Raw genomic sequence first — 12,571 nt, forward strand, 5'->3', positions numbered from 1 at the left:
CTTGCAAAGATAATACTATTTGCCTTAATTAGATTACGAAAAACCCTCAACAATCTTTCTATCGTTTGATAAACGTGGTATTTTGTTTTGTCCGCCTAATTTCCCGACAGATTTCATATACTTTTGAAATCCGTCTTTTTTAACCTTAGTAATTTTAAGCGGTTGCAACACTTTACCTTCTATTAAATCGAAATAATAACTATTCTGTTTTTGAAGCGATTCGTCTATTTTTTTCGCTAAAGCGGAAAGGTTTTCTGGTTCGTTTTCAAACTCTACAAACCATTCGTGGTATGGCAATCCTTCATTTGGATTTATTTGTGGAGCAACGGTAAACTCTGAAACTCTAACTTGAGTATTTAAAGTAGCGTCTCGCATGGCTTGCTCAACTTCTTTTCCAATAACATGCTCGCCAAAAGCCGAAATAAAATGTTTTATTCTACCTGAAACAATTACACGATATGGGTTAGTTGATGTAAATTCAACCGTATCGCCAATATTATATGCCCAAAGACCAGCGTTTGTTGAAATTATCATCACATAATTTATACCCACTTCAACATCGGCAATAGTGATACGTTTTGGGTTGTCATTAAAAAATTCATCGGCTTTTATAAACTCGTAAAAAATACCCGAATTTAATTGAAGCAACATGCCTTTCTCGTTCTGTTTATCTTGGAATGCAAAAAAACCTTCACTGGCAGGATACAATTCAATACTATCAACTTTTCTACCAATAAGGTTTTCGAATTTAGCTCGGTAAGGTTCGTAATTAACACCACCAAAAATAAAAAGATTGAAATTCTTAAAAATGTCACCAACCTGTTTTCCTGTTTTCTGCTGCAATTTTTCAAAATACATTTGCACCCACGAAGGGATTCCAGAAATAACCGTCATATCTTCCCGCACTGTTTCTTCAACAATGGCATCTACTTTTGTTTCCCAATCTTCAATACAATTTGTTTTAAAAGAAGGCATCCTGTTTTTTTGAAGATATTTTGGCACATAATGCGCTACAATACCTGAAAGCCGTCCTAATTGAATGCCATTTTGTTCTTTTAAAACTGGGCTTCCTTGTAAAAAAATCATTTTGCCATCAACAAATTTAGCATTGCCAGTTTCGTGAATGTATAATAAAATAGCATTTCTAGCAGCCTCAACATGAGTTGGCATACTTTCTTTTGTGATAGGAATGTATTTAGAACCCGACGTTGTTCCCGATGTTTTTGCAAAATAAAGTGGTTTGCCTATCCAAAGTATATTTTCTTCGCCTGCAACCACTCTTTCAACATAAGATTTAAGACCTTCATAATCTCTAACTGGAACGTGTTTTACAAAGTCTGAATAATTATTTATACTTATAAAGTCATGATCTTTACCAAAAGCGGTCACGGCTGCTTTACTTATTAAATCTTGAAATACTTTTTCTTGTGTTTCAATAGGCTTATTTGCCCATTTTTTAATATTCTTATAAACACGTTTTGCTAAAGATTTAGCAATGGCAGGTTTTAATGATAGCATTTATTTAAAGTCTATAAAATTTGTTGGATTAATTGGATAGCCGTCGTTCCAAAGCTCGAAATGCAAATGTGGTCCTGTTGAAAGCTCTCCAGAATTACCCGCAGTGGCAATAACTTCGCCAGCTTTTACTAAATCGCCTTGTGCTTTTGTTAAAGCACCATTGTGTTTGTAAACAGAAATTAAACCGTAACTATGCTCAATAATTATAACATGTCCCGTGCTTGGTGTCCATTCTGCAAAAATCACAATACCATCTGCAGTGGCTTTAACTGGTGCATCTTTAGCTACCACAATGTCTACGGCATAATGCTTTTTTTTAAGATTATAGTCTTCACTTATAGTACCGTTTACTGGAGGAAACAATACAAAATTTGCTGCCGATGTAGCCGATTCAAATAAATTATATTTATCTTCTTTATCAACTTTTTGACGTAATAAAGAATCTTCTAAGTTTGGATTTAAATCTACTTCTCCTACTTCAAGTTTAACCGCTTCTATTATAGAATCTTTATTAAATTCTGTTGCGCTAACATCACCTTGTAATACTTTTTTAATTGAAGCATAGTACAACTCATTCATAGAAATAACTTGTTGTAACGAATCGGTTTTATAGTTAAGTTCTATGGCTTTCTTTTTTAAAGCTGTTGAAGAATACCCAGGAATATACTCTCTAAGTGGCGTAAAAGCTATTAATGCGTAAGTCGCACTTATTAAAAGAATAATAGATATTGATGCTAATACAAAAACGTTTAGCCGTGTTAATTTAAAAGATAAACGTTCTTCAAACGTGTTTTCATTTAAGATAACTAATCGATACTTGTCAAGAAGTTTTCGTTTTATCTTTTTTGGTTCTTTTTTTTTATCCTCCATGTTAAAAACAAAAATATATAAAATTATTGCAAGAGGTGTTTCTCTTTATGCTAAAGTTATGCTTAAAACGCCATTATTAAACTTTAATTATTAACTTTGCTATTTAAATCTTTAAATTTAAAAGTTATGAGTTTATATATATTACCATTAGCAATCGGTCCTTGGCAAATAGCATTAATTGTTGTTATTGTTTTATTATTATTTGGAGGTAAAAAAATACCAGAATTAATGAGAGGATTGGGTAGCGGCATTAAAGAATTTAAAGACGCTAGTAAAGAAGAAGATAAAAAAGACAATAAAAAAGAATAGTCATATTTTTTGATATAAAAAAACAGCACAATGTGCTGTTTTTTTATATCAAAATTTTAAATAGAATCATCGTTACAGAAGCTAATAAAAAATTCTTCGCAATAGCGTAAACATCTAATTTATCTTAATAGATTTAATTATAGCTTCTAACTCGAACATATAATCTCTTTTTTCTACCGATGGTGCAAAAACAAAACCTTCTGCAATAACCCACCTATTATTAATTTTATCTTCAATAGCGTAATTTATAAAAGGTCCTGCCATAATTGCGCCTTCTTTTAAATCCCAAAGTCCTCTAGTTTCTAAAGCTGGTTTATTATCTAAAATAGTTTCTGAATTAAATGGTGTGTAAGCGTCCTCAGTTGCCATATAAGACCCTTCAATAGCGCCTTGAATAAATTTTTTGCCTATGGAGTCTCTCATTTTAATAACTTGACTTACAATAGTTGAATCCCTATTGATAGCACTTAAAGGTACTTGGTATAATAGTATATTCAAATCTCCTGAAAAATTTGAGCTTGCTTTAAACTCTTTTTTTATCCAAAAAAACTTGTCCTCTTTTGTGGCAGTTGTTTTTACAATTCTATACGCTGTTTGAAATTTAATATTTAAGCCTAAACGTTCCTGAATAATATCAGCATTATAAAGCGACTTACCAATACGACGTTGCTGCTCCTTTAGCTCTTCGTTTTTAAATTCCTCTAATATTTTTTCTGAGTTCTCTTTAAGTAAACCTATAACATCGTCTTTTGTTTTTCCAGAAACAACAATTACTTTTTGTGGTTGTGCGTATACGTTTTCAGCAACTTTAAATCCTGATTCTTTACCTAATTCTATTTTTAAAATCGTTCTGTTTCTTGTGATAAAATCAGAAAACACCTTAGTTGGTATTTGGTTTATACTAAACATGGGCTCGTCTTGTGGCAACCCATAAATTGGAGTGGTAAGTACGCCTCTAATGGCTTCGCCAACGCTACCATTCCATAGTTCATTACTTACTACAACAGATATATGATTTACATTTCCAGACGAATCGAAAAGTATTCTGTCGTTCGAAGATTTTTTGTCGCCGCAAGAGACTAGTAGTGCAATTGCTAATGCTGTTAAAAGAAAATTACGCATAATTAAGTTTTGGTTAATAGGAATTACCCTTTCGATATTTTAAGCTTCATTCCTGGTTTTAATTTATTACCACTAATATCGTTCCAATCTTTAATATTTTGAACAGAAACTCCAGGAAATTTTTGAGAAATACTCCAAAGTGAGTCTCCACTTTTTACAGTATAGGTAGTTACATTTCCTGAAATAGGCTTTGTTTTTGCAACCTTTTTGGTTGAAGATGAACTTGCTACATAAGGTTTTCGAGGATAAATTGTTAATCGTTGCCCAATTTTTAAATTGTTACTTCTTAATCCATTCCATTGCTTTATTTGACTTACTCTAACACCATATTTTCTGGCTATTTTTCCTAAATAATCACCAGATCTAACTCGATAGCGTATTTTATCGTTAGCATTAAAAAATTGTGGTAATGGTTTTTCGCGTTTTGCAAACTCTTCTTTTACAAAAGCATAAATTTTTTCTTCGTTATTTACAAAACTGCCAACCACATCTCGTGGTAATCGCAACGCATAGTTTTCTTTTTCTATAAAAGGAATAATATCTAATTTGTATGAAGGGTTTAAAAACTGAAGCTGTTCGATAGGTGTTCCTGTGACCTCTGAAACCTGATCGAGTGTTATCATATGTTTTACTCTAACGGTATCGGTTTCAATTAATGCAAATTCTGGTTTAAGTTTTTTAAAACCGTGTGCTTCAGCATATTCAAAAATATACATATTCGCTAAAAATGCTGGTAAATAGCCTGCGGTTTCTCGTGGTAAATTATGCCTTATATTCCAGTAGTTTTGGTATCCGCCAGAACGTCTAATAGCTTTTGTTACATTTCCTGGTCCTGAATTGTATGCTGCCAAAGCTAAGTCCCAATCGCCAAAAATTTTATATAATCGTGTTAAATACTCTGCTGCTGCTTTGGTAGATTTTATGGGATCGCTACGTTCATCGACATAACTGCTTACATCCAATCCGTGTTCTTTACCTGTGCCAAACATAAACTGCCATAAACCCGTTGCACCCACTCTAGATTTTGCTCGTGGTTTTAAAGCAGACTCAACTATGGCTAAATATTTTATTTCTAACGGAATATCATGTTTGTCTAATTCCTCCTCGAACATGGGGAAATAAAAAGCACTCAACGTCATCAACTTTTGTAAATGTTTTCTACGACGTTTTAAATACGACTTTATAACACTTTCTAAAGCTGGATTGTATTCTACATTAAAAGGTGTTCTGGCATCAAGCTCTTTTAATCGTCTTTTTAATGTGTCGGTGTGTAATTCTGGGTAATCGACAGGCTCATAAGTAAGCTCTGTAACCGATTTATAAATGGTGTCGAATAGATTATTACTGTACAGTTCTTCAAGCCATTTTTCATCTAATTTTGCGGCAAACTCGAGATCTTCTAATTTTTTAATTGAGGCACTATCTTTTACGGCTTCAATTTTTTTTACAGTAAGATCTTTTCCATCTATTATAGAATCTTTAACCTGTTGTTTTTGAGACAATGTAGAGTCTTGTATTTGCGAAAAACAAGTTCCAAAACCTAAAAACAAGTATACTATAAAAAATCGAAAAGCCATAAAATCTATTCCGTTGGTTATTGAACGACAGTATGGCTAAAATCGTATTTTTTAATGTAATTTGAAAACTTAATTTAGTTTATTCTAAAATAGCAGCAATTCCAGGTAATGTTTTTCCCTCTAAACTTTCAAGCATCGCGCCACCACCAGTACTTACGTAACTTACTTTATCTTCAAAACCAAATTGTTTTACAGCTGCCACAGAATCGCCACCACCAACTAGTGAGAACGCTCCATTTTTAGTGGCTTCTGCAATGGAATTTCCTAATTCTATAGTTCCGCCAGCAAAACTTTCCATTTCGAAAACACCAAGAGGGCCATTCCAAAGAATAGTTTTAGAACCCATTACAACTTTATGAAATTGTGCTCTGGATTTTGGTCCAGCATCAACCCCTTCCCATCCATCAGGGATTTCATTAATATCAACAGTTTGCGTATTGGCATCGTTGCTAAAATCGTCTGCAGCAATGGTATCTACAGGTATATGAACTTGAACACTTTTAGCTTTAGCTTGCTTTAAAATCTCTAAGGCTAAAGGCATTTTATCATCTTCACAAATTGAGTTTCCAATTTTTCCACCTTGAGCTTTTACAAAGGTAAATGCCATACCACCACCAATAATTAAATGGTCTACTTTATCAAGAATATTTTCAATAATGGTAATTTTTGAAGATACTTTAGCACCACCAAGTATTGCTAAAACTGGCTTTTCGCCTGTTTCCATAACTTTTTTAATGCTTTCAATTTCTTGAGCTAATAAATTACCAAAGCATTTTTTACCTTCAAAAAACTGTGCTACAATAGTTGTTGAAGCATGCGCACGGTGTGCCGTACCAAAAGCATCATTTACATAAATATCACCTAACTTTGATAATTTTTCGGCAAACGCAACATCGCCTGCGGTTTCTTCTTTGTAATACCGTAAGTTTTCTAACAATAAAATTTGACCAGGCTCTAAGTTTGCTGCAGCAGCTTCTACTTCTGCACCAATACAATCTGCTACAAATTTAACGTCGACACCTAAAACATCTTCAACTTTAGCTGCAATATGCTTTAATGAAAATTCGTCTTGAAATCCTTTCGGGCGACCTAAATGCGACATTAAAATACAGCTACCTCCATCTTCTAAAATTTTAATGATTGTTGGTTTTGCAGATACTATTCTTGTGGCATCTGTAACTTCAAAGTTTTCGTTTAAAGGCACATTAAAATCTACACGGATTAATGCTTTTTTATTGTCGAAATTAAAATCGTTAAGCGTTTTCATTTGTTATCTTTTTATTTTTAATTATTTGTCAAATGTAACATTCATATCATCATTTTATTATCATTGAATCTTTAAGTTATGAATGTTTCATTATATATATGTTTTTGTTTTTTAGTTATTTGAATCACAAATGTAACCAATTATGAACAGGTAAAAAATGACTTTTTTTACGAAAACGATATAGCTAATAAAGAATATTTCAATACTTATAAAAGTGCTATTTTAAGTCCCTCATTTTTTAATATTCCCACTTTATTTATTAGTAAAAAATTATGTAGGTTTGTTTTATGCTTTTTGAAGATATTTTAGGACAAGAACATATTAAAAACCATTTAACGCAAAGTGTTAATAATGGCAGAATACCACATGCACAATTGTTTGTTGGTAACGAAGGTTCTGGTACTTTACCTATGGCAATTGCTTACGCACAGTATGTTTTATGTTCAAATTCTGATGGTGAAAATAATACAGGAAATGATGCTTGTAACCTAAAGTTTAAAAACTTTTCGCATCCCGATTTACATTTTGCTTTTCCGGTTACGACAAGCGATAAAGTGAAAAGCAAACCGGTTTCTAGTTTTTATTTAGAGGAATGGAGGCAACTTTTAAAAGACCAACCATACGGTAACCTATTTGACTGGTATAAACTTCTGGGTGTTGATAATAAACAAGGGCAAATTGGAGTTGATGAAGCGCATGAAATTGTAAAATCACTTACACTAAAAGCTTACGAAGGCGGTTATAAAGTAATGTTGATTTGGATGGCTGAAAAAATGAATACAGCTTGTGCTAACAAACTTTTAAAGCTGATTGAAGAGCCGCCAAATAAAACTATTTTTTTGTTAATTGCTGAAGATGAGGAGCAAATTATAAATACAATTAGATCGCGTTGCCAAATATTACATTTTCCGCCTTTAGCTGAAGATGTAGTAAAAGAAGCTTTAATTAAAAATTACAGTTTAGAGGTTTCTGTAGCAACAAAAATTGCTCATCAATCTAACGGTAATTATAACAAAGCTTGTGATTTGGTTTATCAAGATTCTGAAGACATTCAGTTTGAAACTTGGTTTATTTTCTGGATTAGAAGTGCTTTTAAAGCTAAAGGCAATAAAGCGGCAATTCACGATTTAATTTCGTGGAGCGAGGATATTGCAAAAACAGGACGTGAAACCCAAAAGCAATTTTTAAATTTTTGTTTAGATTTTTTCCGTCAAGCTTTACTATTAAATTATAACGCTACTGATCTTGTTTTTTTAGAGCCAAAAACTGAAAAATTTAAACTTGAGAATTTTGCGCCTTTTGTGCATGGAAATAATATTATGGATATTAGTAACGAACTTCAAGATGCTATTTACCATATTGAGCGCAACGGAAATTCTAAAATAATTTTGACGGACTTGTCAATTAAATTGACGCGGTTATTGCATAAAAAGGCAGATTAATTAAAATCGTCCTTTACTTTCTTTTTACGTCCCATATTAAATATTCCTATTTTGATTCCCAATCCAGCTGAAAACCCGCTCATATCTCCTTTTCCATAAAATGGGACGTTATATTTTTCGGAAAAACGATACTTAATTCCTGTTTCAATTTGTACAAATCGCGAAATATTATACAATAAATTCACACCTGGTTCTATTATAAAGAAATGATCGAAATCGAATTTACCATTTTCGTATTCATCCGAGGTAAACTCATAACCACCCTGTTCTCTTTCTTCTAATAAAGTGATAGCACCTCCACCAATTAATACAGGAAAAGATACGCTTATAAACTTATTGCCAAACAAAATAGGTTCTAAATGTAACCCTCCGTAGCTTCCAATCAATAAAGCTTCATCACCTCTGTAAATGCCCATTTTATTAGGAACTTCGCTGAAAAAGAAAGTCCCTACAAAGCCTATCTCTAATTTTCGATTAGCTACATAAGCTAATTTTAGGCTAGTAAAACTTGCCCATTCATTTTCTAGTTTACCTACATGCTGTGTTAAGCCAATATAAACACCATGAACTGTGTTTTTTCGATCATCAAATTGTATATAATCTCCTTGTTCTTTCTTTTGTGCTGAAAGTGAATTTGTCACTATCAAAACAAAAATTATAGTAATTATTCTTTTCATGAATTTATTGTTTAGAGTTCTTTAAAAATGATGATGCCTTTATAACCTGTTATATCAAAAATACCTTTATTCTTTTTACCGTAAATAGCTCGTATTTGTCTTATTTTATTCTTTTCGTCCAAGACTTTGCTTGTTATACTATACATCGTTTTTGGTATTCTTAACACACCTTGCTCCAGTTCTGCTCCGAAATTAAAACTGGTTCCTGAAATATTAATGTATACTTCTGAAGACTTTTGTTGCACATTAACCACTGGCGATTCTGTATCTAATTTTAAGATACGTAATTCGGCTAAATTTAAATTTAAATTTACTTTGCTTGTAACGGTATTAAACACCACTTTAGAATATTTTACTTTACCAAAAACATTGTTTATTGTGTTAATTTCTAAATCGTCTTTATTAGAATCAATATCCAATTCATTAACCTTTTCAATATTAATTTCAGAACCATCAGATTCTAATTTTAAAATTTTAGCATAATCAAAAAATACTGTGGCATCTTTAGTATTAATATTCGTTTCGTGTAAACTGTTTGCTCTTAGTTTTCCATACCTTACTGATAATTTAGAATTTGTAATGCTATCTGTAATTCTTAAATCGCCATGTTCTACATCAGCAATTAGTTTTCCATTCCATCCAGATATAATAATGTCTCCGTATTTATTAAATACTTCTACTTCGGCATACCTAGGAAGGTAAACGGTATAATTAATATTAGTGTTTGCTTTTTCGCTTTTAAAAGGATCTATTTTATTGAAGTATTTATTGAAAAATGAGGATTCCCTTTCGCCAATTTCCGACTTAACAATCACCTGCTTTTTTGTGTTTACAATATTAGATGTAATTCTGTTTAATAGTGCTTTCGCTTTATCAAAATTTTTGCCTTTTACTTCAATATTTACTAATATTTGGATAGAATCTTTATCCCATCCATTGATAAAAACATCTCCATATTTATTATTCAAATAGAGCGCACCGTTATCCGATAAAGGAAACGTTTTCCTTGTTTCTTTGGTCGCTTTACTTTGCCCAAACACACTAAGTGAAAGCAACATAATTGCACCGTAAAGTATATTTTTATAAAATAATTGCTTCATCTTCAAAGTCGGTTTTAATTGGATAAGATCGTTTTAGCAAATCCTCCATTAATTGTATCTTTTTTCTATAATTGCTAATTATGGCTTCAATAATTTTTTCGTTGTTGATGCCTAATTTAAGTTCCTCTTTTAGTTTTTTATATTCGTTATCTAAATCATCTATTAGTGATAAGAAATCATCTTGATCTTCTTTAGATAAGTTTGCGTTGTTCTTTATTAAATCTATTTGATTATTTACTAATAACTTATAATGGTTGTCAATCTCGTATAATTCTTCATTAGCTATTTGATGCTCTGTATTTATATGCCCTGAAATATAAAAGAACAATGTACAACCTAACAAAAGCAAAACACTTGCCGCCACTCTAAAGGCTGGTTTACTCCATAATGGAATGACCTTTTTAGGTGCTTCTGGTAATTCTGAAACAATATCACTCCAAAGTCTTAGTTTGTCTACTTCATCTAAATCGTAATCGTCAAACTTACCTTCGTGTTTAGCTGTATATTTTCTTAATTCATCCTTCATGTTCAATTCATTAATGCTATTAATTTCTTTTTTGCTCTATGATATTGAGATTTTGATGTGGACGTGCTAATTCCTAAAATTTCACCTATCTCAACATGATCGTACCCTTCAATTAAATATAAATTGATAATGGTTTGATACCCATCGGGAAGCTGCGCTATGGCTAATTTTATACTACTTATATCTAAGTCTTGTTCTTTAACCTGTTCATCTTCCTGTTCGGGAATCCAATTTTCATGTTCCTCAAATGCTATTAATGGTATTCTTTTTAATTTTAAATGATTAATACTTTTGTTAATCACAATACGTTTTAACCAAGAACCAAAAGTACTTTCGTATCTAAAACTCTCTAAGTTTTTAAAAGCATCAATAAAGCTTTCTTGTAAAATATCTTCTGCATCTTCTTTAGATTTAACCATCCTAACACTCACATTAAACATAGCGTTTACGTATAGTGAATACAGTTTGTATTGCGTTTTACGGTCGCCCAATTTACTCCTCTCAACAAGGTCTTTATGTGTAAATAGTACTTGGTTGGTCACTACGTTTTTTTGGTTGTAATCTAATTATCGAATGAGTTCCTATTATTAAAAGACAATAGAAACCTTTAAAGGTTGCATGTGGAGCAAATTTAATTTGAATTAATTACAGAACCATCACTACTTGTTGATACATTTACTGTTGGATTGCCTTTATAAAACAAAACAGCATCGCTACTCACAGAACCAGACAAAGCCTCTAAACAAGTTATTGATACACTAGCATCTGAAGAACTATTTACATGGCATGCTTTTGTTTCAAAATTAAAACCTTCGATTCTCGCATCGCTACTAGCATCAATATCCATACTGTTTGATGAACCCGATTGTAAGATTATAAACGAATCGCTAGATACTTTTAATCTAAAAGTGTCTAAATTTTCAAAACCTGAAAGTGTTCCGAAGCTATCTGCTGAAAGCTCTAATCGGGTAATGGTAGGTATGGTGATTTCTAATCGTAAAATATTTAACCTTCTAATAGACCCTTTTACTCTTGCTGTTAGTTTTCCTCCACTAACTATAGTTGTTACTTTTCTTTGAATGTTATCACTGGTTGTTACTTTAACGGATTGAACAGAGCCTTGTTTGATTATAAGTTCAATATCGCTTGACACATCAACCTCATTAAAGTCTGATAAAACACGTTCTTCAGTTACAATATCTGCTGATGCTTTTATCGATTCTATAGAACATGACGTGAGAATTAAACCAAGCGCAATAATTAGGTAAAATAGATGAATTGTTTTCATGATGTTATGTTTTTTAAATGATTGTTTTTATTGAAATGTATAGGTTACGGTATCAAATTCTGAAAGCCTAAAGTATCCGAAAGCATAATCCTCAGGTGAATCTATATTAATGCAATTGCCTTTTAATTTTGATGGGACTGGACTAAATGGATCGCCTGCACTATCATACTGCTCTATTAACATACTCATATAATTATTGTAACGTTTTGAAACACCATACAATGTAAATTCTACAACATCTCCAGGGTTATATTCTGCTTGGTCATCAGCATCGTCTTTTTCTGCTTCAAAGAGAGCATCTAGCTCATTTCCGTTTACAAACTCATCAGAAGAATCTCCAAATATGGGTATTAAATCTCCTTGCTCTATAAATTTTATTAAATAAAAGTTCTCTTCATCAACTGGGTCATCCCAAAAAATTGAAACATCTAAAACGTCTTCATCAAAACCACCTTCCAAAGATTGTTCTACTCTTTTTATTGGCGAAACAGACTTAAATGTTTCTGTAGCATTATAAGTTTCATTGTTATATACAACCTCTAAAGTGTAATTGTTATTAATTACTGGCACAAAATTATTAACAGTATAGGTACCATCATTTTGGTCTACAAACACATATTCTGCATTGCTGTTATTATTAGTAACTTTCACCAAGGCTCCAGATACACTATTATTTATAGTGTTTTCAAAATATGGTTTTGAAGTACTTAATTTTATAATTTGGTTATTTCCAGATGTGCCTTTTTGCCAATCTAAAGAGGCTTCAATGACTAATCTAGGTTTTGAAGTTGGTACCTCTACATCTATAACATCTTCGCAAGATGTGATGCCGATGCACAATAGTATTAAAAATGATTTTATATATATTTTCATGA

General features: G+C 31.9%; 13 protein-coding genes. 2 read left to right on the forward strand and 11 right to left on the reverse strand.

What is annotated here, in order from left to right; translation table 11 throughout:
• Positions 1–33 precede the first annotated feature (33 nt).
• Both RG22_RS08255 and RG22_RS08260 read right to left on the reverse strand, forming a co-directional pair.
• A complete protein-coding gene (locus tag RG22_RS08255) occupies positions 34–1,518 on the reverse strand; it encodes a GH3 auxin-responsive promoter family protein (protein ID WP_034042374.1) in 1,485 nt (494 codons plus the stop codon).
• Positions 1,519–2,388 (reverse strand): M23 family metallopeptidase, encoded by an 870-nt coding sequence (locus RG22_RS08260; RefSeq protein WP_034042375.1) that lies wholly within the window; start codon positions 2,386–2,388, stop codon positions 1,519–1,521.
• Positions 2,389–2,514: 126 nt separating this feature from the next.
• On the opposite strand from RG22_RS08260, the gene RG22_RS08265 reads away from it, so the two are divergent.
• Positions 2,515–2,697, forward strand: a complete 183-nt coding sequence (locus RG22_RS08265) for a Sec-independent protein translocase subunit TatA/TatB (protein ID WP_034042376.1) — start codon at positions 2,515–2,517, stop codon at positions 2,695–2,697.
• A gap of 114 nt (positions 2,698–2,811) precedes the next feature.
• Here RG22_RS08265 and RG22_RS08270 read toward each other — a convergent pair whose 3' ends face one another.
• From RG22_RS08270 to RG22_RS08280, 3 genes are all read right to left on the reverse strand, one after another.
• A complete protein-coding gene (locus RG22_RS08270) occupies positions 2,812–3,819 on the reverse strand; it encodes a DUF4837 family protein (RefSeq protein WP_034042377.1) in 1,008 nt (335 codons plus the stop codon).
• Between the two features lie 23 nt (positions 3,820–3,842).
• Positions 3,843–5,396 carry a LysM peptidoglycan-binding domain-containing protein gene (locus tag RG22_RS08275; RefSeq protein WP_034042378.1) on the reverse strand — a complete coding sequence of 518 codons (1,554 nt, stop codon included), beginning with the start codon at positions 5,394–5,396 and terminating at the stop codon, positions 3,843–3,845.
• Between the two features lie 79 nt (positions 5,397–5,475).
• Complete coding sequence (locus RG22_RS08280; protein ID WP_034042379.1) at positions 5,476–6,663, reverse strand: phosphoglycerate kinase; 1,188 nt, start codon at positions 6,661–6,663, stop codon at positions 5,476–5,478.
• A gap of 287 nt (positions 6,664–6,950) precedes the next feature.
• Here RG22_RS08280 and RG22_RS08285 point away from each other — a divergent pair, with 287 nt between their 5' ends.
• Positions 6,951–8,105, forward strand: coding sequence for a DNA polymerase III subunit (locus tag RG22_RS08285; protein ID WP_034042380.1), 1,155 nt, complete (start codon positions 6,951–6,953; stop codon positions 8,103–8,105).
• Here RG22_RS08285 and RG22_RS08290 read toward each other — a convergent pair.
• The 6 genes from RG22_RS08290 to RG22_RS08315 all read right to left on the reverse strand — a co-directional run bounded on the left by RG22_RS08290 (position 8,102) and on the right by RG22_RS08315 (position 12,569).
• Complete coding sequence (locus RG22_RS08290) at positions 8,102–8,782, reverse strand: hypothetical protein (protein WP_034042381.1); 681 nt, start codon at positions 8,780–8,782, stop codon at positions 8,102–8,104. The genes RG22_RS08285 and RG22_RS08290 overlap by 4 nt on opposite strands.
• An 11-nt stretch (positions 8,783–8,793) precedes the next feature.
• Positions 8,794–9,882, reverse strand: coding sequence for a hypothetical protein (locus RG22_RS08295; RefSeq protein ID WP_034042383.1), 1,089 nt, complete (start codon positions 9,880–9,882; stop codon positions 8,794–8,796).
• Positions 9,863–10,408, reverse strand: coding sequence for a hypothetical protein (locus RG22_RS08300; protein WP_034042385.1), 546 nt, complete (start codon positions 10,406–10,408; stop codon positions 9,863–9,865). Before RG22_RS08300 ends, RG22_RS08295 begins: the two co-directional genes overlap by 20 nt.
• A gap of 2 nt (positions 10,409–10,410) precedes the next feature.
• Positions 10,411–10,950, reverse strand: a complete 540-nt coding sequence (locus RG22_RS08305) for an RNA polymerase sigma factor (RefSeq protein ID WP_034042387.1) — start codon at positions 10,948–10,950, stop codon at positions 10,411–10,413.
• Between the two features lie 89 nt (positions 10,951–11,039).
• Entirely contained in the window at positions 11,040–11,696 is a 657-nt protein-coding gene (locus RG22_RS08310) for a GIN domain-containing protein (RefSeq protein ID WP_034042389.1), read from the reverse strand.
• Positions 11,697–11,723: 27 nt separating this feature from the next.
• Entirely contained in the window at positions 11,724–12,569 is an 846-nt protein-coding gene (locus tag RG22_RS08315) for a DUF4249 domain-containing protein (RefSeq protein ID WP_034042391.1), read from the reverse strand.
• Between the last annotated feature and the right edge of the window lie 2 nt (positions 12,570–12,571).

Origin of the sequence: Wocania ichthyoenteri Th78 (genome assembly GCF_000789235.1) — a bacterium.
Taxonomy (GTDB): Bacteria; Bacteroidota; Bacteroidia; order Flavobacteriales; family Flavobacteriaceae; genus Wocania_A; species Wocania_A ichthyoenteri.

Bases quoted from the DNA above. Each gene is read 5' to 3' on its own strand.
- RG22_RS08255 (WP_034042374.1), bottom strand. From the start codon at position 1,518: ATGCTATCATTAAAACCTGCCATTGCTAAATCTTTAGCAAAACGTGTT.
- RG22_RS08260 (WP_034042375.1), bottom strand. From the start codon at position 2,388: ATGGAGGATAAAAAAAAAGAACCAAAAAAGATAAAACGAAAACTTCTT.
- RG22_RS08265 (WP_034042376.1), top strand. From the start codon at position 2,515: ATGAGTTTATATATATTACCATTAGCAATCGGTCCTTGGCAAATAGCA.
- RG22_RS08270 (WP_034042377.1), bottom strand. From the start codon at position 3,819: ATGCGTAATTTTCTTTTAACAGCATTAGCAATTGCACTACTAGTCTCT.
- RG22_RS08275 (WP_034042378.1), bottom strand. From the start codon at position 5,396: ATGGCTTTTCGATTTTTTATAGTATACTTGTTTTTAGGTTTTGGAACT.
- RG22_RS08280 (WP_034042379.1), bottom strand. From the start codon at position 6,663: ATGAAAACGCTTAACGATTTTAATTTCGACAATAAAAAAGCATTAATC.
- RG22_RS08285 (WP_034042380.1), top strand. From the start codon at position 6,951: ATGCTTTTTGAAGATATTTTAGGACAAGAACATATTAAAAACCATTTA.
- RG22_RS08290 (WP_034042381.1), bottom strand. From the start codon at position 8,782: ATGAAAAGAATAATTACTATAATTTTTGTTTTGATAGTGACAAATTCA.
- RG22_RS08295 (WP_034042383.1), bottom strand. From the start codon at position 9,882: ATGAAGCAATTATTTTATAAAAATATACTTTACGGTGCAATTATGTTG.
- RG22_RS08300 (WP_034042385.1), bottom strand. From the start codon at position 10,408: ATGAAGGATGAATTAAGAAAATATACAGCTAAACACGAAGGTAAGTTT.
- RG22_RS08310 (WP_034042389.1), bottom strand. From the start codon at position 11,696: ATGAAAACAATTCATCTATTTTACCTAATTATTGCGCTTGGTTTAATT.
- RG22_RS08315 (WP_034042391.1), bottom strand. From the start codon at position 12,569: ATGAAAATATATATAAAATCATTTTTAATACTATTGTGCATCGGCATC.